The sequence below is a fragment of the Streptomyces sp. NPDC007929 genome, assembly GCF_042959065.1.
Taxonomy (GTDB): Bacteria; Actinomycetota; Actinomycetes; order Streptomycetales; family Streptomycetaceae; genus Streptomyces.
Genome location: NZ_JBIBKD010000007.1, coordinates 294,893 through 316,655, shown reverse-complemented (window position 1 = coordinate 316,655; position 21,763 = coordinate 294,893). Strand labels below are relative to the sequence as shown.

The following is a 21,763-nucleotide window of genomic DNA, read 5'->3' as shown; positions in this document are numbered from 1 at the left end:
GCCGGGGCCGTCTCAGACGGGTTCGTCCGCCAACTCCCGCAGGGGCCACGCACCGTCGACCAAGGCGGTCGGGTCGCCCTTGCCGCGCAGGAAGCTCTGGAAGTCCGCCGCCCACTGCGCGTACCACTCGATCTGGCGGTGGTGCAGGGCCGCCGGGCCGAGCATGGCGATCTTGGGGTGGCGGTCGGCTATCGCTCCGGCCAGGCGGGCCGCGGCCAGGGCGTCGGCCAGGGCGTCGTGGGCGGTGTCGAGGACGACGCCGTACTCGGCGCAGACCGCTTCGAGGTTGCGTTTGCCGCGGCGGTAGCGGTCGACCCAGCGGTCGATGGTGTAGGGGTCGATGACCGGCGCCGGGTCCACACCGCCCAGCCGGTCGCGCAGGGACGGCAGTGCGTGCCGCCGCAGTTCGGCGGAGAGCAGGGTGAGGTCGAAGGTCGCGTTGTAGGCGACGACCGGCACGCCCGTCTTCCAGTAGGAGGTGAGGACGTCGGCCAGGGCGTCCGCCACCTGGTCGGCCGGTCTGCCCTCGGCCGCCGCGCGCTCGTTGCTGATGCCGTGCACCGCCACGGCGTCCTCGGGGATCGGCACCCCCGGGTCGGCCAGCCACTCCCGGCGCCCGATCGGCTCCCCGCCCCTGACCTCGATCACGGCCCCCGTGACGATGCGCGCCTCGCGCGGATCCGTGCCCGTCGTCTCCAGGTCGAAGCCGACCAGCAGCTCCCGGTGCCAGCCCATGGGCGGTCCCCCTTCTTGTGGTGCGTTCCCCCAGTGGTCTCCACCTTCCCACGCACCACTGACAATCGAAGGACCGCGCTCCGCTCAGCCCCGCCGGCACTCCGCCCGGACCCGTCGACGCTCGGCTCGGGCCCGTCGACGGGCCGCGGAACCACCGCGCACCCGGGCCCCGTTCAGGACACCGGCCGCGAATCCGCCCACATCACCTCGAACTCCTCGCGGTACGTAGGGAACAGGCCGCTTTCATCCGTCTCGCCCGACTTGACCACCTTGCTGCCGTTGCGCAGCACGAACACCGGTGCCTCCATGCCCCGGGTGCGGCGCAGATAGCTCTGCACGACCGCGATGCCGTCCGCGCCGTCGCCGTCCACCAGATACGCCGTGAAGCGGGGCGTCTCGTCGAAGACCTGGATCTCGAAGGCACCCGGGTCGCGCAGCCGGGCCCGCACCCGGCGCATGTGCAGGATGTTCATCTCCACGGCCCGGCTGAGCTCACCGCGCTTGATGCCCAGCTCCCGCTCGCGGCGCTTGACCGCGCTGGAGGCCGGGTTGAGGAACAGCAGCCGCACCCGGCAGCCGGACTCGGCCAGCCGCACCAGACGACGGCCGGAGAAGTTCTGCACCAGCAGGTTGAGGCCGATGCCGATGGCGTCCAGACGGCGGGCGCCGCCGAAGATGTCCTCGGCCGGGAACTGCCGCATCAGCCGCACCCGGTCCGGGTGGACGGCGACCACGTCGGCGTACCGGTCACCGACCAGGTCCTCGACGGCGTCGACGGGCAGCCTGCGCGCGGAGGGCACGTCACCGCCCGCGCCGAGCATCTCCAGCAGCCGGGCCGAGGCCCGCTCGGCCTGGTTCAGCACGGCCTCGGACAGGGCCCGGTTGCGGGAGACGACGTTCCGGGTGACCTCCAGCTCGTCCAGGGCGAGCTCGACGTCCCGGCGGTCGTCGAAGTACGGCTCGAAGCAGGGCCAGTGCTGCACCATCAGCTCGCGCAGCTGCGGCAGGGTGAGGAAGGAGAGCACGTTGTCGTCGGCCGGGTCTAGCAGATAGCCCTTGCGGCGGCTGACCTCGCGGACCGCGACCGCGCGCTGCACCCACTCCTGGCCGGCCGGCCCGGCCGCGGCCACCACCCAGTCCTCGCCGTGCACGGGTTCGTAGACGGGCCGCAGCACGGCGGCGACGACCGCGCGCAGCCGCTGCTCGACGAGGTTCAGCCAGATGTAGGCGCGACCGGCCCGCTGGGCGCGGGTGCGCACCTCGCGCCAGGCGTCGGCGTCCCAGTCCAGCTCCGGGCCGATCGAGCCCGTCGCGTCCATCGGCCGCGCCAGGGACACGGCACCGGTCGGGACGTCAGTGGAGTTCCCCTCGTGACCCTCGTCACCAGGGGGCAGCTCCAGCCCTCCCGAGCCCACCCGCGCACCGCCTTCCGCTCCCCCGAGCACTCCCCTTGTCAACGATCAAGGAAGGGTACTCCGGGAGCGGTCGGCGGTGCAGCCGGATGGGCAGGGTCGTTCTCAACTCCGGGGCCGCCACTGGCCGTTCTGCCACCCGAGCTCGGCCGGAGTGAGCGGATTCATAGCCGTGACGTCGCGCGGGACGATGGAGAAGCCCTGCCAGTGGACGGGCATGGGCTGCTGGTCCTCGTCCCGGGCGATGTGGTGGAAGCCGATGTTCGTCCAGACGACCGGGTGGGTCAGGGTCTGGCCGTTCACCCACTTGTCGACGGATTTCCCGGCTCCGGCCCCGCAGTTGCCGGGGTTGTGGCTGGCGAACAGCTCGCACTTGTTGTACTGCGTGACGTACAGGTCGTGCTTGGTGTAGCTGCGGCCCGGGTACCTGGTCGTGGGCCCGGGGACGATCTCGTAGGAGCGCGGGTGTCCGTCCTTGTTCTTGCCGGTCGCGCTGACCATCCGCCACCAGCGGTAGGACTTGCTGTCTCCAGCCAGTTCCTTGGTGACCTTCTTGCGGGTGGTCTTGGTGGTGGGGGCGCGCTGACCGCGGGTGGGCGCGGTGACGGTGGAGTCGTACTGCTCCACCTTGTTCCTGGTGGAGCCGTCCAGGGCGAAGTCGAGCCGCCAGAAGGCGTTGTGGCTGTGGCTGGTGGCCTTGGCCCTCGCGCCCTTGCCGATGGGCCAGCCGCGGCCGTCACCGGCGTCGTAGTCGTCCCAGGAGAGGCTGCCGGTGGCGCCGACGTTCATGGTGATGGTGCCGTCGTCCTGGAAGCGCCACTCGGTCATGTACTCGTACCAGCCGACCTGGTTGACCGTGTAGACGAGGAGGTCCTTGCCCTGGGTCTGGAACACCTTGTTCCCGGTGTCGCCCTGCATGCGGTAGGCGTGGCCGCGGGAGCGGGTGGTGGTGCACAGGCCCTTGACGTTCGGGTTCTCGTTCCAGGAGTCCGGGACCTTGACCGTCTTGATGGTGCCGCCGGGGCACTCGCCCGGCGCCAGGTTCATCAGGCCCTGGGCGAAGTCGAAGCCGGTGAGGTCGTCGTACTCGATGTTGCCGTCGTCGTAGGGGACGTGGATCTGACCGAGGCGGGCACTGTTGAGGACCTTGATCGGTTTGGCTTCGCCCTTGGGCCGGTAGGAGATGTTCTCCAGCACGAGTCCGGCCTTGCCGTCGTAGCGCCAGCACATCCGCCAGGTGGTGCCGGTGGAGAGCTTCTGCTCGATCCGGTAGGCGGTGCTGCAGTCGGCGGCCGCGGCGGGGGCGGCCTGGGGCTCGGCGGTGGCCGGGCCCGCGCCGGCCGTGGCGCCCGCGGCCAGCGCGGCCACGGTCAGGCCCACGGCGGCCCGGGTGCGGACCTTGGTACTGCTGTTCACGCGCATGACGAGATGACTCCCTGACGAGGAGGAGCGAGGTGGACGGGTGACCCAGGAGGGCCGATGAGCCAGGAGGGCCGATGAGCGAGGGGCCGGCTCAGCGGTCGAGCCGGGCCACGTCGCGGGCGCTCAGGTCGATCACCAGCGACCGGGCGTCGACCCACGGGCCGTTCTTGATCTTCGGGAACAGCCGGACGCAGCGGTGCTCCCCGCACCGGTCGAGCACGGCGGGCTGGGCGCCCGGCGCGGCGCGGTAGACGGCGCCGCTGAGCTGGAGCTGGTCCGGTGAGGTGAGCGCCTTGCCGGTGGCGTCCCGGTAGTCGGCCTTCAGATCCGAGCCCAGCGGGTCGGCGATCAGCAGGGCGGCCGCCTCGGCCTTCTCGGCGCGGCTCAGCGGCGGCTGGACGCCGCGCTGGGTGTCGCTGTGCACCACCTTGCCGGTGCCGAGATCGACGGTCCGGGTGACGAGGGTGTCGTCCCGGTAGTCGTAGAACGTCACGTCGGCGCGCCGGGGCGCGTCCGGCCGGCCGGCCTCGTCGGCCTCGGGTTCGGCGAGGTCGACGCCGAGCCGCTGCGGGCCGCGGTCCCCGTCGACGCTCTCGCCGCCGCGGAGGAGCTGCTTGCTGAGGGCGATCTTCTCGACCCGCCTCAGCTCGTCGTCGGTCAGCGGGTCGCGGCCCTGGCCCTTGCGGCCCTCGGCGGGGGGCGCCTCCACGACGCCCGGCGACACGGCCCGGCCGCCCGCGCCCCCGGCGCCCTTCCCCGCGGCGCCCGCCCCCGCGGCGCCACCCTCCTGCTGAGCGGAGCGGCCCGCCCGGGCCCCGGTGTCGTCCGCCCCGGCGGTGCCCGGCAGGGTCACCGCCACCATCACGGCGGTCCCGGCCACCGCGATGGCCGTACCGGCCACCATCTTCCCCAGATGGCGGCGGACTGTGTCGCGCACGTAGTCCCCCTACTCCCCCAAGCCCCGGGAGTATGTGTCTGCCCCATTTATTCGGCATACCGCGTATGCACTGGTCACTCGGTAAGAGGGAGATAAGTCATAGGAGGTTCCCTCACTTTCGGGGAGACTCGGGACCAAGGCGTCCCCACCGGCGCCGCACACCTGAAAGAGTCGTATCCATGCAGGTCTGGCCTGGCGAGGCGTATCCACTCGGTGCCACGTACGACGGCGCCGGTACCAATTTCGCGGTCTTCACGGAGGCCGCGGACCGAGTAGAGCTGTGTCTGCTGCACGACGACGGCTCGGAGACGGCGGTCGAGCTCCGGGAGAGCGACGCGTTCGTGCGGCACGCGTACGTGCCCGGCATCATGCCGGGGCAGCGCTACGGGTTCCGGGTGCACGGCCCGTACGCGCCGGAGCGGGGGCTGCGGTGCAACTCCGCGAAGCTGCTGCTCGACCCGTACGCGCGTGCGATCAGCGGTTCGATCCGCTGGGGGGAGGAGGTCTACGGCTACCACTTCGACGATCCCGACCGGCGCAACGATCTCGACTCGGCGCCGCACACGATGACGTCGGTCGTGGTCAACCCCTACTTCGACTGGGGCGACGACCGGCGCCCGCGCACCGAGTACCACCACACGGTGATCTACGAGGCCCACGTCAAGGGCCTCACCATGCGGCACCCGGGCCTCCCGGAGGAGCTGCGCGGCACCTACGCGGCCCTCGCGCACCCGGCGATCATCGAGCACCTCACCGAGCTCGGGGTCACCGCCCTGGAGCTGATGCCCGTACACCAGTTCGTGAACGATCACCGTCTGGTCGACATGGGCCTGAACAACTACTGGGGCTACAACACCATCGGCTTCTTCGCCCCGCACAACGCCTACGCGTCCTGGGGCGACCGGGGCCAGCAGGTGCTGGAGTTCAAGTCGGCGGTCAAGGCGCTGCACGAGGCCGGGATCGAGGTGATCCTCGACGTGGTCTACAACCACACCGCCGAGGGCAACCACCTGGGCCCGACACTGTCCTTCAAGGGCCTGGACAACGCGCGCTACTACCGGCTGACGGACGACCCGCGCTACTACATGGACACGACAGGTACGGGAAACTCCCTGCTCATGCGGTCCCCGCACGTACTCCAGCTGATCATGGACTCGCTGCGGTACTGGGTGACGGACATGCACGTCGACGGGTTCCGCTTCGACCTGGCCGCGACGCTGGCCCGGCAGTTCCACGAGGTGGACCGGCTGTCGTCCTTCTTCGACCTGGTGCAGCAGGACCCGGTGGTCTCGCAGGTCAAGCTGATCGCCGAGCCGTGGGACGTGGGCGAGGGCGGCTACCAGGTGGGCAACTTCCCGCCGCTGTGGACCGAGTGGAACGGCAAGTACCGCGACACCGTGCGCGACCTGTGGCGGGGCGAGCAGCGCACCCTCGCGGAGTTCGCCTCGCGGCTGACCGGCTCCTCCGATCTGTACCAGGACGACGGGCGCCGCCCGCTGGCCTCGATCAACTTCGTGACCTGCCACGACGGCTTCCCGCTGCACGACCTGGTGGCCTACAACGACAAGCACAACGAGGCCAACGGCGAGGACAACCGGGACGGCGAGAGCCACAACCGGTCCTGGAACTGCGGGGCCGAGGGCGAGACCGACGACCCGGACGTGCTGCGGCTGCGGGCGAGGCAGATGCGGAACTTCATCGCGACGCTGATGCTGTCCCAGGGCGTGCCCATGATCAGCCACGGCGACGAGTTCGCCCGCACCCAGGGCGGCAACAACAACGCCTACTGCCAGGACAACGAGCTGGCGTGGGTGGAGTGGCCCGAGGAGCCGGAGGACGCCGAGGGGGGCGCGAGCAGGGAGCTGCTGGGCTTCACGCGCGCGATGGTGTGGCTGCGCCGCAACCACCCGGTCTTCCGCCGGCGGCGCTTCTTCCACGGCCGGCCCGTGGAGGGCACGCACGACGACCTGTCCGACATCGCGTGGTTCACCCCGGAGGGCCGGGAGATGACCCAGCGGGACTGGGACTCGGCGCGGGCGTCGGCCCTGACGGTGTTCCTCAACGGCAACGCGATCTCCGAGCCCGGGGCGCGCGGGGAGCGCATCACCGACGACTCGTTCCTGCTGATGTTCAACGCCTCGCCCAAGCCGCTGGAGTTCGTGGTTCCGGTCAACCACGGGCGGCAGTGGGAGGTCGTGGTCGACACCGCCCTCGCGGAAGGGGTGCCTGCGGACACGGGCGCCAAGGTGCAGGCCGGGGACCGGCTGACCCTGACCGACCGGAGCATGACGGTGCTCCAGCGGCCCGTGTGACCGCCCGGCGCCTGCGCGCCGTCCGGAAAGACACTCGTCCGGGCGACGCGCGGCGCACCTGGCGCGGGGGATGACACGAACGGCGGCAGGGCGGGTACGTACGTTCCATGACACCTGAGCGACCCGACCCGGTGGTGCCCACGGCCACGTACCGGCTGCAGCTGCAGCCCGAGTTCCCGTTCGCGGCAGCCGCGGCCGTCGTGCCGTACCTGTCCTCGCTCGGCGTCTCGCACCTGCACCTGTCCCCCGTCCTGGAGGCGGTGCCGGGTTCGACGCACGGCTACGACGTGGTCGACCACGCGCGCGTGCGCGGGGAACTGGGCGGCGAGGAGGGGCTGCGGGCGCTGGCACGCACCGCGCGTGAGCACGGTCTCGGTCTGGTGGTGGACATCGTCCCCAACCACATGGCGATGTCCCCGCGCCACAACCGCGCCCTGTGGGAGGTGCTGCGCGAGGGCCCGAAGTCGCCGTACGCGCGCTGGTTCGACATCGACTGGGAGGCGCGGGACGGGCAGGTGCTGCTGCCGGTCCTCGGCGGGCCGCTGGGCGAGGTGCTCGACGAGCTGCGCGTCGACGGGGATGTGCTGCGCTACTACGACCACGTGCTGCCGCTGCGCGAGGGCACCGAGGACCTGCCGCTGCCGCATCTGCTGGACGCGCAGTGGTACCGCCCGGTGTGGTGGCGGCTGGCCCGGACCGAGCTCAACTACCGGCGGTTCTTCAGCATCTCGGAGCTGATCGGGGTGCGGGTGGAGGATCCGGAGGTGTTCGAGGCCACCCACGACAAGATCCTCGGACTGCTGCACGAGGGCGTGATCGACGGGCTGCGCGTCGACCACCCCGACGGGCTCGCCGACCCCGACGACTACCTCCGGCGGCTGCACGAGGCGACCGGGGGCCGCTGGACGGTCGTGGAGAAGATCCTCGCCGACGGCGAGCGGCTGCCGGCGTCCTGGCCCCTCGCGGGGACCACCGGCTACGACGCCCTGCGGCACGTGGACGGGGTGTTCACGGACCCGGCCGGATTCGGGGACCTGCTGGGGCGGTACCGGCGCTTCGCGGCCCCGCAGACGGACCGGGGCGGGCAGTGGGAGGCGACGGTGCGCAGGGCGGCGTACAAGGTCCTCACGCACGAGCTCGCGACCGAGACGGACCGGCTCACCCGGGTGGCGAGCCGGCTGTGCGCGACCTCCCCGGAGCCGGCCCTGCGCGACCGGGCTCCCTGGGCGCTGCGCACCGCCCTCCAGGAGCTGCTGGTCCGTATGGAGGTCTACCGGCCCTACGAGTCCTCCGACGCGGCGTCCGTGGTCACCGAGGAGGCCGCCGCCGACGCCCGGCACGCCTTCGCCGTGCCCGAGGAGGCCGGCGCGGTGGACGTGGTGCGGGACCTGGTCCTGGGACGGTACGGCGACGGGCCCGGCCATCTGGAGTTCCGGACGCGGTTCGCGCAGACCTCCTCGGCGCTGCGGGCCAAGTCCGTGGAGGACACGGCGTTCTACCGGTACGTGCCGCTGCTGTCGGCGACCGAGGTGGGCGGGAACCCTGGCGCCCCCGCCCTGCCGCCGGAGGAGTTCCACGCGTACTGCGCGCGCGTGCAGCGCGACTGGCCCGTCACCGGGACGGTGGCCACCACGCACGACACCAAGCGCAGTGCGGACGTCAGGGCGGCGCTGCACGTGCTCACCGAGTGCCCGGACCGCTTCGCGGACGTGCTCGCCGAGGTGACCCGCACCGGCGAGGGTGTGCCGGACGCACAGCTGGCGTGGGCGGCCTGGCAGACCGTGTTCGGGCTGGGGCCGGCCTCCGGGGTGCGGGAGCGGGTGCAGGGTGCGCTGCTGAAGCACGTGCGCGAGGCGGGCCTGTACACGAGCTGGACCGAGCAGGAGCCGCCGTACGAGGAGGCGGTGGAGCGGTTCGTGGCGGCCGGGCCCTGCGGGGCGCCGGGCGAGCGGGTCGCCGCGTTCCGGGAGTCGCTGGCGCCGTACATCCGGGCCAACGTGCTGGGCACGGCCCTGGTGCAGCTGACGATGCCGGGCGTCCCGGATGTCTACCAGGGCACGGAGGCCGAGTACCGGGCACTGGTCGACCCGGACAACCGGCGGGCGGTGGACTTCCCGCCCGCGGAGTCCGGCGGCATCTCCGGGGAGAAGACGGCGGTGACGAAGGCGGCGCTGGGGCTGCGGGCCCGGCGGCCCGGCGCCTTCGGCGACACGGCGACGTACCAGGCGCTCCCGGCGGAGGGACCGGCGGCCGCGCACTGCCTGGCCTTCGTCCGCTCCGGTGAGGTGCTGACGGCGGTGACCCGCCTGTCCCTGCGGCTCGCGGAGGCGGGCGGCTGGCGGGACACGCTGTTGCCGCTCCCCCCGGGCCGCTGGGCGGACGTGCTGGAGCCGGGGCGCGCGTTCTCGGGGCACGCGCGCGTGGAGGAGCTTTTCGGCGGGCTGCCGGTGGCGTTGCTGGAGCGGGTGGGTGACTGAGTCTCAGGCGACCGCGTCGCGGACGAGGGGGCCGGTCGGCCGGTTCCGGCGGTGCCGCCGTCGGCGCGGGGGCGGCACCCGCCACAGGTGGTTGCCCGGTGCTTCCGGGCGCCCCCTGGGGACCACCCTGTCGCGCCCTTGACACCGCACCATGGCCGTGGGGTACTGCGATGGCGAACTCGGGCGGATGTGACGGGGGTGAGTGTCCTGCCGGAGCTGCGCTACCCGACGGTGACCGAACAGGTCTCTGCTGCCCGGGCGTTGACCGCTCAGCGGCCCGGTGTGTGCACCCTGCGGCAGGTGGGTGTCTCACGGGCGGGCAGGCCTTTGCACCTGCTGTCCGTGGGCCGGGCCGACCGGGCCGTGCTGGTGGTCGCCGGGGCCCACGCCAACGAGCCGACCGGCTCCTGCACCCTGCTCGCGCTCGCCCGGCGGGTCCTGGAGCAGCGGGAGCTGCGCGACGGCATCTCCTGGCACTTCCTGCTGTGCGCGGATCCCGACGGGGCGAGCCTGCATGTCACACCGGCGCCGCGCAGCCTCTTCGACTACCACCTCGGCTTCTTCCGGCCGGCGGGCCCGGAGCAGCCCGAGTGGGCGCCGTCCGTGCTGCCGCCGGACCGGCTGCCGCCCGAGACCCGGGCCCTGACGGGCGTCATCGACGAGCTGCGCCCCTACCTCCAGGTCACCCTGCACGGCACCGACCTGGGCGGCAGCTGGGTGCAGCTGACCAGGGACGTGCCGGGGCTCGCCGAGCCGTTCGCCAAGTCCGCGGCCGAGCTGCACATCCCGGTGGAGACCGGCGCCTCGGACGCCGCGGGCTGGCCCGCGTCGGGGCCGGGCGTCCATGTGATGCCGGCACCGGGGATCGGCCCGGCGTACCCGAGCCTGCCGGACGACGCGCGGCACAGCACCTGGTTCCACGCGCACCGCTACGGCGGGCTGACCGCGGTCGTCGAGGTGCCGATGTGGGCGAGCGACCTGGTCGACGACCCGGCTCCGCATCCGGCTCCGGCGGCGGCGATCGGGCTGCTGGCGCAGCGGCTGCAACGGGACGCGCTGGAGGTGTCGCGGGTGCTCGACGGCGTGCTGCCGCGGCTGGCGGACCTGGACGGGCCGTTGCTGCGGGCCGCCCGGTGGGGGCTGGAGCTGGTGCCGGGCCTGGCCGCGGACCTGCTCCACACGCCGCCGGCCGACCGCACCCGGGCGTACGTCGGCAGCGTGGACGCGTTCGCGCGCCGCGTGCCGCTGCGGGCGGCGGCCATGCTGCTGCGGGTGCTGCGCGGGACGGACGACGCGGCGGCCGAGCAGCTCGAGGGGCTCGTCTCGACCTGGAGCGACGCCTTCGCGGAACGCTTCCGCGCCCGCTGGGTGCCCTTGGAGCACCAGGTGGAGCACCAGTCCCGCACGGTCGTCGCGGCGGCGCTGCACGCGCGCGAGAGGACGTCGTAGCCGGGATCGGATCCCCTGGACCGGCCCCGTGCGTCAGTCCCGTTGCAGCGGCACCGGCTCGCCCGGGCCCGAGCCCGGCCCCGGGCCCGACCCTGAGCCCGTGCACGCGCGGGTGTGCCGCCCCGCCAGTTCGAACGCGGCGAGCACCACCCGGGCCTGGTACTCCGCCTGCCGGGCCACCGGGATCCAGCGCGCCCCGCAGCCGTCGCGGTACTCGGCGCACCACGCGTCGATCAGCCGGTCCAGCTCCGGCAGCACCCCGCCCGGGTCGCGCCCCGCGGCCCGGACCAGCTGGTGGAGCAGTCCGGCCGTGCGCAGCGCGAGGCGGCGCCCGGAGATGCGCAGGGCGACCAGATGGGCGGTGCTCAGGGCCGGCAGGGGGTGGCCCGGGCTGTCACCGGTGTCGGGGTCCCAGGCGTCGGCGAGGCCGGGGCAGACCAGGAGGTAGTCGTCGACCGGGGCGAGCAGGCGGACCGCGTCGGGCACGGTGGCCAGGTGCGGCCGGATCCGGGTCAGCAGGTGCCGCAGGGCGTCCGTGTCGTGGCGCAGGGTGCGGCTGACGGCCCGGAGCACGGCGTCCCGGTCCACGGGCGGGGAGTCGTCCGCCACGGCCGGGACGCCCCACATGGGTGCCTCGACGACCGCGGTGACGGTGCCGTGCCGGCAGGGGTGGTACCAGGTGGACTCGACGGCGGCCTCCGTCATGGCCGCGACCAGATCGGCGCGGCGCGGCGGCGGGATCCGGTAGACGGCGGGTCCGAGGCCGGGCCAGTACAGGGCGTCGTACGCGCCGAGTTCGCGAGGGACGCCGAGCCGGGCGGCGATGTGCGCGAGACGCCGGTCGAGTCCGGGCAGGTCGTGGGTGAGCTCCACGAAGCCGCCGCCGATGTCGACGCCGTGCAGGGAGCACTGGAGGAACGGGCGCAGTTCGTCCTGGAGGCCGAGCAGGGCGCGGGTCTCCGGCAGGGCGACGCCGGCCTCGCCGTCGGGCAGCCACTCGGGCTGCTCGTAGAAGCCGGGCCGGAAGAAGTGGCGGACGTAGCGGCCGAGTGTGTAGGGGCCGGTCAGCCAGCCCTCGTTGCGGCGCGAGCCGTCCGGGTCGAGGCACAGCAGCAGGTTCCAGGTGGCGTCCGCGCCCTCGGTGAGCCGCGGGTCGGCGAGGGCCCGCTCGGCCAGGCGGAGCACCGTGGCGCCGCCCACCGGTTCGTTGGCGTGCGGGCCGGCGACGACCAGGGCCTGGCGGCTGCCGTGGCCGACGGACAGCAGCCACAGGGGGGTGCCGGCGCGGGAGGTGCCGACCCGGCGCAGCCGGGCGCCCCGGGGGTGGCGGGCGACGAGGGCGGCGGCCCGGGCGCCCAGTTCGTCGACGGTCGGATAGCGCGGCAGGGGCGGCAGGGCACACCTCCCCAATGCGGTGCCGTCGGTTCACCAGGTGTAGATGGCGTACGCACAGTCAGTCACGACTTCAGGGGTACGTCAACACCGTGAACGGCAATGGGTTTTCGGCCAGCCTCCCGGGACCGGCGTTCGGTAACCCCCAGGCCAGAGGTGGGGGTGGCTCCGTTTCCGGTCAGCCGTCCGAGAGCCGGAACGCCATCCGGCCGAAGCCCACCTGGTCGCCCTCGCGGACGACGGCAGCGCCGACGACGCGCCTGCCGTTCACCGTCGTGCCGTTGGTGGAGCCGAGGTCGCGCAGGACCCACATGCCACCCTGGTGACGCAGTTCGGCGTGCACGCGGGAGACCGTCTCGTGGTTGAGGCGCAGTCCGCTGGCGGGGTCGCGCCCTATGCGCAGCGGATGACCGAGCGAGGGGTGGGGCAGTTGCAGCTTGGGCAGCCGCTCGGCCTGCCAGGCCCTGCGCAGCCGTACGGAGAACCCGGAGACGGCCTCGACGGTGCCGAACACCAGGCGCGCCAGGCGGCTCTCGGTGGGCAGGTCGGCGGTGAGCGCGGCGAGTTCGTCGGGGCGGCGGGCGGCGAGCGCCAGCTCCATGCGGTGGACGAACGTGTCGTGGGAGAGGCGGCCCACGGCGACGCCGTCCCGCAGCACCTTGAGCACCCGGTCCCGCTCCGCGTCGGAGAGCCGCGCGGGAAACGTGTTGAACTCGAAGGACGACGTCACGCTGGTGATTGTCGGACAGTGCGGCCGGGCTGTCCAGGAAACGGGAGATCGGCCGCCCCGCGCGCGGAGCCGGGTGGACCCGCCGCAAATGGGTGGATGCACCAGCGGATTGATCTCTTTTGACGCACCATGGACGGGCTACATCACGGTGAGCAGACGAAGGGGAACCGTCCGTGCAGTTCGAGGTGTGGGCACCACAGGCCGGCCGGGTGACGCTCCGGTGCGACGACGTCACCTACGCGTTGGAGCGTGATCCGGAACGGGCGGGATGGTGGCGGGGCGAGGCGGAGGCGCGCGAGGGATCCCGGTACGGCTTCGCGGTGGACGACGGGCCGGTGCTGCCCGATCCGCGCTCGCGGCGGCAGCCGGACGGCCCGGACGGGCTGAGCGCGGTCGTCGACCACGAGCGGTACGCGTGGCGCGCGCGGTGGCGGGGGCGTGCGCTGCCCGGGGCGGTGCTGTACGAGCTGCACGTGGGGACGTACACGCCCGAGGGCACCCTGGACGCGGCCGCCGGGCGGCTCGGCCATCTCGCCGAACTCGGCGTCACCCATGTGCAGCTGATGCCCCTGTGCCCCTTCCCGGGCACGCACGGCTGGGGCTACGAGGGTGTCTCGCTTTGGGCGGTGCACGAGCCGTACGGCGGCCCCGAGGCGCTGAAACGCTTCGTCGACCGGGCCCATGAACTCGGCCTGGGCGTGGTGCTCGACGTGGTGCACAACCACTTCGGGCCGTCCGGCAACTACCTGCCCGTCTTCGGGCCGTACCTCACGGACACCCACCACACGCCCTGGGGCGCCGCGGTCAATCTGGACGCGCCGGGCTCGGACGAGGTGCGCGCGTTCCTGATCGGCAGCGCGCTGGCCTGGCTGCGCGACTACCGGATCGACGGGCTGCGCCTGGACGCGGTGCACGCGCTGGTGGACACGCGCGCGTACCACTTCCTGGAGGAGCTGTCCCAGGCGGTGGACGCCCTGGCCGCCGAGACGGACCGGCCGCTGTTCCTGGTCGCCGAGTCGGACCTGAACGACCCGCGGCTCATCACCTCCCGCGCGGCGGGCGGTCTCGGGCTGCACGCGCAGTGGAACGACGACTTCCACCACGCCCTGCACACCACGCTGACCGGTGAGTCGCAGGGCTACTACGCCGACTTCGCGCGCGCCGGGCTCGGCGGGCTCGCCAAGACCCTGAGCGGCGGCTGGTTCCACGACGGGTCGTACTCCAGCTTCCGGGAGCGTCACCACGGGCGCCCGCTGGACCGCGCCCGGGTGGCCGGGCACCGGCTGCTCGGCTACGCGCAGACCCACGACCAGGTCGGCAACCGCGCCCAGGGGGACCGGCTTTCGGCCCTGCTCTCCCCCGGGCTGCTGGCGTGCGCGGCCACGCTGGTGCTGACGGCACCCTTCACACCGATGCTCTTCATGGGCGAGGAGTGGGCGGCCGGCACGCCCTGGCAGTTCTTCACCGACCACACCGACCCGGAGCTCGCGGACGCCGTACGGCGGGGCAGGCGGCGGGAGTTCGCCGCGCACGGCTGGAAGGAGGAGGAGGTGCCCGACCCGCAGGACGCGGCGACCCGGGACCGCTCCTGCCTCGACTGGTCCGAGCCGGAACGCGAGCCCCACGCGCGGATGCTGGCCTGGTACCGGCAACTCCTGGCCCTGCGTCACGAACAGCCGGACCTGACCGACCCCGACCTCGCCGACACCAAGGTGGCCTTCGACGAGGAGCGCCGCTGGATCGCGTTCCGGCGCGGGGACGTCCTGGTGGCGGTGAACCTGGCCGCCGAGCCCGCCGACCTGCCGCTCGGTGTGCCCCACGCGCGCGTGCTGGCCGCGTGGGAGCCGGTGGAGAAGCCGGGGGCGGACGGGGTGGTGCGGCTGGCCGGGGAGTCGGCCGTGGTGCTCGCCCAGGACTGACCCACGCGGGAGAGACCGCTACAGGGCGTCGTCCGTCTCCCCCAGGTCGGTGACCCGTTCCAGCAGGATCGGCTCCCAGGCTCGGCGCAGTCTCGTGCGCAGCGGGGTGGGGTCCTTGCCGGTGAGGTCCTCCGCGAGGCGTACGACGCTGTCGCAGCGGGCCAGCCACAGGCCGCGCAGGCAGGGGCGGGCGCCGTAACCCGCCAGGGTGGCGGCGCGTACGGCGGCGGGTGAGCCGACGGCCGACGCGAGGCCCGCGATGTCCTCGGCCGGGTCGCCGACGACCGCGCCGGCCCAGCCGAGCACCCCGCGCACCCGGCCGTCGGCGCCGACGACGAGGTGCCCGCCGGTGAGGCCGTGGTGGGTGAGGACCGCCGAGGCGGGCTGGGCGGCGAGCTGGGACGCGGCGGGCGGGGTGAGCTGGTGCAGCCGGGTGGCGTCGAACTCGTCGGCGGCGGCGAGCCGTTCGGCGGCGCGTACGGCGGCCCGGCGCAGTGCCTCCAGGGAGCGCGGGGCGGCCCGCGGCACGCCGAGCGTCTCGGCCTGCCGGACCGGCACCTCGCGCAGACCCGTGAGGAGCGCGGCGAGGTCGGCCTCGCCGACGGCGGACACGTCGTGCTCCTCCCCCGAGCCGCCGGGCACCTTGGTGTCCAGTGTGTAGGCCAGCCCGGGGGCCCACTCACCGTGCGCGACACTGGCGGGCACCGCCGCCGGGACGTGCGGGCGGACGAGTTCGCGCAGGCGCAGTTCGCGGCGCTGGCGCGCGGTGGCCTCGCGGTCGGGGGCGAGCCGCAGCACATGGCGGCTGCCGACCCACCAGGTGACGGGTTCGGCGCCGGGGGTGGCGGGCCGGATGTCGGGGCCGGGGCCCTCCTTGGTGTCCTTGAGGAGGGACAGGACCAGCCGGCGGACGGTGTCCGCGGTGGGTGTGGGTGCCTGGGTCATGGTCGCGCCGTTGCCGTTCGGGAGGCGGGCTGGGGACATCGGGGCCTCATTCCACTATGACCAGCTCGCGCGTGGTGGTGTTCAGACGCCGTCCGCCGTCCTCGGTGACGGTCACGATGTCCTCGATGCGGACCCCGAACCGGCCGGGCAGGTAGACGCCGGGCTCCACGGAGAAGCACATGCCGGGCACGAGGGGCCGCTCCTCGCCCTCGATCATGTACGGCGGCTCGTGGGTGGTGACGCCGATGCCGTGTCCGGTGCGGTGGATGAAGTACTCGCCGTAACCGGCGGCGGCGATGACCTCACGGGCGGCCCGGTCGACGTCCTGGCAGGCGGCGCCGGGGCGCACCGCGCGGAAGCCGGCCTCCTGGGCCTCGCGCACGATGTCGTGCACGCGCCGCTCCTCGTCGGCGGGCTCCCCGACGTGGACCGTGCGGGAGGTGTCGGAGCCATAGCCGCGGCGCAGTCCGCCGAAGTCGAGGACGACCATGTCGCCGCGCGCGATGACGCGGTCGCCCGCCTCGTGGTGCGGGTCGGCGCCGTTCGGGCCCGAGGCGACGATGGTGAAGTCGACCTGCTCGTGGCCGTGCCGACGCAGGAGCCGGTCGAGGTCCGCGGCCACCTCGGCCTCCCGGCGCCCGGCGAAGCGGACGGTGCGGATCTCCTCGAACGTGGCGTCGGCGGCGGCTCCGGCGGCGGCCATGAGGTCCAGCTCGGCCGCGTCCTTGACGGCACGCAGCATCGGCAGGGCGTCGGTGAGCGAGGCGTAGGAGCTGGCGGGCATGGCCTGCTGGAGGGCCAGCAGATGCAGGGCCCAGGTGTTGTCGCTGATGCCGAACCGGCCCGCGCCGCCGAGGAGGGCGGCGGTGGCGGCGTAGGGGTCCTTGCCGTCGGTCCAGTCGCGCAGGGTCAGGGCCGCCGCCCCGGCGGCGCGATGCGCGTCGGGGGCCTCCAGGGCGGGGACGACGAGGACGGGGTCCTGCCCGGCGGCCAGGACCAGCAGGGTGAGCCGCTCGGTGACCGCGGGGGGCGTGTAGCCGGTGAGCCACACCAGGTCCGGGCCGGGGGCCACCAGCAGTCCCGCGAGACCGGCGTCGGCGGCCGTACGCGCGGCGCGCTCCATGCGGGCCCGGTAGTCGTCGGCGGTGAAGGACGCGGCCGTGCTCGTGGTCATCCGGGCCTCCCGGTACGGCGAAGGGGCTACGGGCAGCATCCTGCCCGGCCGGAGGGGGCGGCGCGAGCCGTCTGCGGGCATTCACCCCGGGCAACCCGCCTAACGGCAGCGGATCACCCAAGCGTTACACCTCATGCTCAGATGCGGATCATCCATTATCCGGTCGACCGCGACCGGCTGTGGGAGCGGCCGGGCCCGGTGGACGCGCTGCTGGTGACCGGGGACACCGCCGATCACGGCACGGAGCCGGAGTACGAGGAGGCCGCCCGCATCCTGGGGCCGGGCACCGGCGTCGCCCCGTTCCGGTGCTGACCTGTCCGGGCAACCACGACAGCTGGACGTGCACCACCTGCCCGGCTCCCGCACGCTGCGCCGCCCCGGCCCACTGGCGGACCTGCCGGCCCGGCGGCCCGGGATCGCCGGGCTGATCACCGGCCACGCCCACACGCCCGCCGCCACCTGGTTCGCGGGCGGGTCGCTGGTCGTCGGGCCCGGTGTGACGTGGCCGCTGCGGCTGCCCAGGGAGGGCGAGCCCGTCGCCGACCGGGAGACGCCGCCCGGGTTCGCCTGTCACGCCCTGGACGACTCGGGGCGGCTCACCAGCCACTTCCGCGTCGTGCCGTGAGGGCGTGTCTCAGGCGGAGACGGCCGGTACGAGCGTCAGCTGCTCGTAGCCGCCGCTGCGGTGGCGGACCGTCAGCCTGACCTCGGAGCCCGGACGGGCTCGGGCCACGGCCCGGACGAGATCGGCGGCGGTGTCGATCCGGGTCGCGCCGAAGGCCAGCAGGACGTCGCCGCGCACCACACCGGCGGCCTGCGCGGGCCCGGGGACGTGCAGTCCCACCACCACGGCCCCGGGCTTGCGGGCGTCCATGACCTGCACGCCGAGCGTCGCGGCGGCGGGCGCGGAGGGTGCCGCCACCGCGGGCGTGGGGCCGGGCGGCGGGGACATGTGCTGCCCGCCTCGCGGATCGAGGCGCCCGCCCTTGCCGAGCACCGCGGCGCCCATCGCCCCCAGGCCGATCCCGGAGAGCACCAGGACCGCGCCGGCGAACCCGGCGAGCAGGACGTTCAGCAGCCGCCGCCCCCGTCGCCGCGCGGCGTGCGGACGGGGCCGTGCCGGGCCGGGGCCCGTCGCCCGCGCGGCCCCCTCGGGCTCCTGACCCGGCATCGGCTTGGGTCGCAGCGCTGTCTGTTCCATGGCTCGCCTCCGGATGGTGCCGATCGCCTCCGGCGGATCCCGGAACGATCACGGCAGGTGCTCTACCCGGCGCACCGTCGGCCGACGAGCCACGAACGAGTGAGACTGACCGGGGCCCGGCGCGGTCAGGGATCAGCCGGAGCGGCCGGTCCGGCCTCCAGGTGGCGGGGCGTGGGGCGCGCCGTCAGCGGAGCACCGGGACGGGCACGACCGGGGGGCGGTCCGGGAGGAAGCCGTGGGCGCGGCGGGACAGCCACTCGGCCCTGTAACGGTCCACCTCGCGGTGCCAGTGGAGGATGCCCGACATCCAGTTCCGCAGGTCCGCCACGTAGGTCCCCATGGCCTCGCGTGCCTCCCCGCCGAGCTTGAAGTCGTCGTACAGGACGGGCAGTTCGTGTGCCACGACGTGCTCGAACTGCTCCAAGCGCCGGGTCATCAGGTCGTGGACGATGCCGAGCCCGGTCGGGTAGTCGCAGCCGAAGAAGGTCTGCACGACGAGGATCGCGTTGTGCATCTCGCCCTCGAACTCGATCTCCTTCTGGTACGAGAACACGTCGTTGACGAGGCACCCGAAGTCCATCGCGGCGTTCTCCAGGGAGCGGACCGGGCCGCTGCGGTAGACCTCGGGCGGGACGGCCGGGCCGTGTCCCATCCGGCACAGGCTCAGGGTGAGGTCGGAGCCGAACGTCGCCCTGCGCATCTCCAGGTAGTCGACCGGGTCGGGCACCCGGTTGAAGAACTGGTTGGACAGCTCCCACACCCAGCTCTCGGTCATGACGTTCACCGCCTGCTTGAGCGTCCGCCGCGCCTCGGGCGTCATCCCCGCGGTGGTGCGCACCCACAGGTCGGCCAGGCCGCGCTCCATGGCGTTGGCCGGCGGCGGCGGGGCGCCCTCGACCGGCATGCAGTCGGACAGCCGGGCCGTGGTGAGCCGGGCGGCGGCGAGGTCGCGGCGGTGGCCGTACACCAGGGGGTAGTAGTCGTCGCCGTAGGTGCCCCAGGCGAGCCACTGGGCGCTGAGGTCGAGGGCCTCGGGTGTGGCGTCCGGGTCGAGACCGGCCGAGCAGAGGGCGAGGTCGTAGGCGCGCAGCTTGTCCTCGTCCCAGACGCCCTCGGCGAGGACGCCCATGCGCCCCGCCCACTCGCGCAGATTGCGCCGGGCGCCGTCGACGTGCGAGCTGAGCTCCAGCGGGAACGGCATGCGGATGTCGGGGATCCGCGCCGGGCCGACCTTCTGGTACGGCACGTGCGCATGCGCACGCACCCGCTCGGCCCCGGCCGCGGTGAGCAGCGCGCGCACATCGGCGGCCGAGGTGCCGATGCCGGAGCATCCCGGCCAGGGGCTCCCGCCGCGCGCCGTGTTCTCGTTCATGTAGCGGCTGGAGCGCAGATGCCATTCGTGGCCGCCGGACTGCCAGTCCTGCAGCCCCTTCGTGTAGGCCGCCACGGCCGCGATCTCGTCCGGCCCGAGTCCCTTCTCCAGGGCCACCGCGGGCACTTCGGTGAACGCCGTGTGCTCGAACTGGTGCAGGCGGGAGGTGAGGACGTCGTTGACGGTGTCGGCGGCCTCCTGGGTGGTGCAGCCGAAGAAGGTCTCCAGGACGAGCACGCCGTTGCTGTTCTCCCCCTCGTCCTCGACCTCGCGCTGGTAGGAGAACAGGTCGTTGCGCAGGTGCACGGCGTCGGAGAAGGTCTCCATCAGCACTCTGAGCGGCCGGGTCCCGGCGACGGCGGCGGGCACTTCGGCGGTCGCGTACTCCACGAGCCCCGCCGACCAGGGGGCGCCGCCGACCTTGCGGCGCATCTCGATGTACTCGACGGGGTTGGCGATCCGCCCCTCGTCGATGTTGGACAGCTCCCACATCGACTCGTTGAGGAGGTGCTCGGTGGCGACGGCGAAGCGGCGGCGCCAGTCCTCGGACATCGCCGGCACCGTGCGCGCCCACAGGTCAGCGAGGCCCGCCTCGACCGGGTTCTCGGGTTCCGGGACGGGAGCGAACCGGTCCAGCGGCATGAAGAGGGGCAGCCGGTCCAGGTGTGCCTTGCCGGCGACGCGGTCCGGGTTGCGCTTGTACATCTCCAGGAAGTGGTCGTCGAAGAAGAAGACCCACACGTACCAGTCGGTGATGAGGGACAGGGCGGGGCCGTCGCAGTCGGGGTGGGTGTAGGCGCACAGCAGACCGTAGTCGTGCGCGTCCAGGTCGGCCTGCTCCCAGACGCCGGAACCTTCCAGCATGCCCATCTCGCGTGCCCACGCGGTCGAATGGGCCCGTGCCTCGTCGACATGCGGGTTCAGCCGCGCGGGGTGCGGCAGGTAGAAGTCCGGGAGTTCGAACGGCTGCGTCATGGCCGGGCCCTACCCGGCGGCCCGCGGCGGCATCCGCGGGGCGGGACATGATCACACCATCGCGTGAATCGAACGCGAACGCGGGTGCGGGGGCGTGGAGTTGACCTAGGGCCTGTCGTTTGGATCAGCCCGCAGACGCGGGGCCTGGCACGCGCATCTGCCGCGTTGTCGTCACTCGCCGATGCTCCGCATCGACTCCCTCCTCCGCCTTGCAGCTACCCGCACCAAGCCCCGCTCACCGGCGTTGATCAGCAGCGCCGATTCCCTGCGACCTGATCCAAACGACAGGCCCTAGCTGTGCTGTCCGGAGAGGTTGGTGACGCGGCTGGCTGGGGTGTTGCCGCTGATTCCGGTGTGGGGTCGGTGGTAGTTGTACCAGTCCAGCCAGTCGGGAAACACCGCCTGTCGTTCGACGTCTGAGGTGTAGGGCCTCTGATAGGCCCACTCGTCAAGCAGGGTTCGGTGGAAACGCTCGACCTTGCCGTTGGTCTGTGGCCGCCAGGGCCGGGTCCATCGCGGGCTGATGCCCAGCTCGCGGCAGGTTTCGCGCCAGGTGTTCTTGGTGTAGGCCCAGGCGTTGTCGGTCAGGACCCGTTCGACGGTGACGCCGCGTGCGGCGAACCAGGCCGTGGCCCGCTGGAGGAAGGCGGCGCAGGTGGCGGCCTTCTCGTCGGGCAGGTCTTCGGTGTAGGCCAGGCGGGAGTGGTCGTCCAGGGCGGTGTGCAGGTAGGCGTATCCGGTGCCGTTGCGGCGGTCCTGGTTGGCCCGGCCGGCTGCGCGGCCGAGGACCTTGTGGCCGCCGCCGTCGGGGATGCGGCCGAGCTTCTTGACGTCGATGTGGACCAGCTCGCCCGGCCGACGCCGTTCGTAACGGCGCACGGGTTCGCCGGTGGCGCGGTCGCAGGCGGCGAGTGCGGGCATGCCTCGCCGGGCGAGGATGCGGTGGGCGGTGGAGGCGGCGATGTTGCAGCGGGCGGCCAGCCGTACCGGTCCAATCCGGTGCTCGCGCCGCAGGCGCACCACCCGTTCTTCGAGGACGGCCGGGGTGCGGCCGGGCTGGTGGTGCGGGCGGCTGGAGCGGTCTTGCATCCCGGCGGGCCCGTGCCTGCGGTAGCGCTCTGCCCAGCGGGCGGCGGTGGTGTGGCTGACCTGGAAGCGTTCCGCGGCCCGCCGCAACGGCCATCCGTCCTCGACGACACACCGGGCCAGACGCAGCCTGCCGGTCGCGGTCAGCGGGGCATTACGGTGGAACAACGAGGGCCTCCTGGGTGCCGGTTGTAGATGTCGCAATCCACACCGAACCCAGAGGCC

The 21,763-nt window shown here is 73.3% G+C and carries 15 protein-coding genes and 1 pseudogene; 5 read left to right on the top strand and 11 right to left on the bottom strand.

The annotated features are described in order from the left end of the window. Window positions 1-12: 12 nt before the first annotated feature. From ACFZDE_RS24810 to ACFZDE_RS24795, 4 genes are all read right to left on the bottom strand, one after another. Window positions 13-735, bottom strand: a complete 723-nt coding sequence (locus ACFZDE_RS24810) for an exonuclease domain-containing protein (RefSeq protein WP_391203111.1) — start codon at window positions 733-735, stop codon at window positions 13-15. A 173-nt stretch (window positions 736-908) separates the two neighbouring features. Next, a complete protein-coding gene (locus ACFZDE_RS24805) occupies window positions 909-2,180 on the bottom strand; it encodes an SAV2148 family HEPN domain-containing protein (protein WP_391203693.1) in 1,272 nt (423 codons plus the stop codon). A gap of 72 nt (window positions 2,181-2,252) precedes the next feature. Then, window positions 2,253-3,569: a copper amine oxidase gene (locus ACFZDE_RS24800; protein ID WP_391203109.1), complete on the bottom strand. Its 1,317-nt coding sequence runs from the start codon at window positions 3,567-3,569 to the stop codon at window positions 2,253-2,255. Window positions 3,570-3,660: 91 nt separating this feature from the next. Then, complete coding sequence (locus tag ACFZDE_RS24795) at window positions 3,661-4,506, bottom strand: Tat pathway signal sequence domain protein (RefSeq protein ID WP_391203106.1); 846 nt, start codon at window positions 4,504-4,506, stop codon at window positions 3,661-3,663. 179 nt (window positions 4,507-4,685) lie between these two features. On the opposite strand from ACFZDE_RS24795, the gene glgX reads away from it, so the two are divergent. The 3 genes from glgX (at window position 4,686) to ACFZDE_RS24780 (ending at window position 10,744) form a co-directional block, all read left to right on the top strand. Then, window positions 4,686-6,818 (top strand): glycogen debranching protein GlgX, encoded by a 2,133-nt coding sequence (glgX, locus tag ACFZDE_RS24790; RefSeq protein WP_390994094.1) that lies wholly within the window; start codon window positions 4,686-4,688, stop codon window positions 6,816-6,818. 107 nt (window positions 6,819-6,925) lie between these two features. Next, window positions 6,926-9,295 carry a malto-oligosyltrehalose synthase gene (gene treY / locus ACFZDE_RS24785; RefSeq protein WP_391203103.1) on the top strand — a complete coding sequence of 790 codons (2,370 nt, stop codon included), beginning with the start codon at window positions 6,926-6,928 and terminating at the stop codon, window positions 9,293-9,295. Between the two features lie 198 nt (window positions 9,296-9,493). After that, entirely contained in the window at window positions 9,494-10,744 is a 1,251-nt protein-coding gene (locus tag ACFZDE_RS24780) for a M14 family zinc carboxypeptidase (RefSeq protein WP_390994096.1), read from the top strand. Between the two features lie 33 nt (window positions 10,745-10,777). Here the strand turns inward: ACFZDE_RS24780 and ACFZDE_RS24775 are convergent, their stop codons facing one another. Further along, window positions 10,778-12,154 (bottom strand): M14 family zinc carboxypeptidase, encoded by a 1,377-nt coding sequence (locus tag ACFZDE_RS24775; RefSeq protein ID WP_391203100.1) that lies wholly within the window; start codon window positions 12,152-12,154, stop codon window positions 10,778-10,780. Between the two features lie 160 nt (window positions 12,155-12,314). Beyond that, on the bottom strand, window positions 12,315-12,866 hold the full coding sequence (locus tag ACFZDE_RS24770; RefSeq protein ID WP_390994098.1) for an FHA domain-containing protein: 552 nt from the start codon (window positions 12,864-12,866) through the stop codon (window positions 12,315-12,317). A gap of 173 nt (window positions 12,867-13,039) precedes the next feature. On the opposite strand from ACFZDE_RS24770, the gene treZ reads away from it, so the two are divergent. Then, the gene (gene treZ, locus ACFZDE_RS24765) at window positions 13,040-14,785 is read left to right on the top strand and encodes a malto-oligosyltrehalose trehalohydrolase (protein WP_391203097.1); all 1,746 of its coding nucleotides are present in this window, start codon (window positions 13,040-13,042) and stop codon (window positions 14,783-14,785) included. 18 nt (window positions 14,786-14,803) lie between these two features. Here the strand turns inward: treZ and ACFZDE_RS24760 are convergent, their stop codons facing one another. Both ACFZDE_RS24760 and ACFZDE_RS24755 read right to left on the bottom strand, forming a co-directional pair. Next, complete coding sequence (locus ACFZDE_RS24760) at window positions 14,804-15,730, bottom strand: phosphotransferase (RefSeq protein ID WP_391203690.1); 927 nt, start codon at window positions 15,728-15,730, stop codon at window positions 14,804-14,806. Between the two features lie 46 nt (window positions 15,731-15,776). After that, the gene (locus tag ACFZDE_RS24755; RefSeq protein ID WP_391203094.1) at window positions 15,777-16,904 is read right to left on the bottom strand and encodes a M24 family metallopeptidase; all 1,128 of its coding nucleotides are present in this window, start codon (window positions 16,902-16,904) and stop codon (window positions 15,777-15,779) included. Window positions 16,905-17,072: 168 nt separating this feature from the next. Between ACFZDE_RS24755 and ACFZDE_RS24750 the strand changes: the two are divergent. After that, window positions 17,073-17,529, top strand: a pseudogene (locus tag ACFZDE_RS24750) (metallophosphoesterase); the annotation flags it as partial. Window positions 17,530-17,538: 9 nt separating this feature from the next. Here the strand turns inward: ACFZDE_RS24750 and ACFZDE_RS24745 are convergent. The 3 genes from ACFZDE_RS24745 to ACFZDE_RS24735 form a co-directional block, all read right to left on the bottom strand. Further along, on the bottom strand, window positions 17,539-18,105 hold the full coding sequence (locus tag ACFZDE_RS24745; protein ID WP_391203091.1) for a PDZ domain-containing protein: 567 nt from the start codon (window positions 18,103-18,105) through the stop codon (window positions 17,539-17,541). 184 nt (window positions 18,106-18,289) lie between these two features. After that, window positions 18,290-20,452, bottom strand: coding sequence for a germacradienol/geosmin synthase Cyc2 (gene cyc2 / locus ACFZDE_RS24740; protein WP_391203088.1), 2,163 nt, complete (start codon window positions 20,450-20,452; stop codon window positions 18,290-18,292). A 291-nt stretch (window positions 20,453-20,743) separates the two neighbouring features. Further along, the gene (locus ACFZDE_RS24735) at window positions 20,744-21,706 is read right to left on the bottom strand and encodes an IS481 family transposase (RefSeq protein WP_391203085.1); all 963 of its coding nucleotides are present in this window, start codon (window positions 21,704-21,706) and stop codon (window positions 20,744-20,746) included. Window positions 21,707-21,763: the final 57 nt, after the last annotated feature.

What these genes read in the sequence shown, in the direction of transcription:
- ACFZDE_RS24810 (WP_391203111.1), bottom strand. Translation starts at nt 735, where the DNA reads ATGGGCTGGCACCGGGAGCTGCTGGTCGGCTTCGACCTGGAGACGACG.
- ACFZDE_RS24800 (WP_391203109.1), bottom strand. Translation starts at nt 3,569, where the DNA reads ATGCGCGTGAACAGCAGTACCAAGGTCCGCACCCGGGCCGCCGTGGGC.
- glgX (WP_390994094.1), top strand. Translation starts at nt 4,686, where the DNA reads ATGCAGGTCTGGCCTGGCGAGGCGTATCCACTCGGTGCCACGTACGAC.
- treY (WP_391203103.1), top strand. Translation starts at nt 6,926, where the DNA reads ATGACACCTGAGCGACCCGACCCGGTGGTGCCCACGGCCACGTACCGG.
- ACFZDE_RS24760 (WP_391203690.1), bottom strand. Translation starts at nt 15,730, where the DNA reads ATGACCCAGGCACCCACACCCACCGCGGACACCGTCCGCCGGCTGGTC.
- ACFZDE_RS24755 (WP_391203094.1), bottom strand. Translation starts at nt 16,904, where the DNA reads ATGACCACGAGCACGGCCGCGTCCTTCACCGCCGACGACTACCGGGCC.
- ACFZDE_RS24745 (WP_391203091.1), bottom strand. Translation starts at nt 18,105, where the DNA reads ATGGAACAGACAGCGCTGCGACCCAAGCCGATGCCGGGTCAGGAGCCC.
- cyc2 (WP_391203088.1), bottom strand. Translation starts at nt 20,452, where the DNA reads ATGACGCAGCCGTTCGAACTCCCGGACTTCTACCTGCCGCACCCCGCG.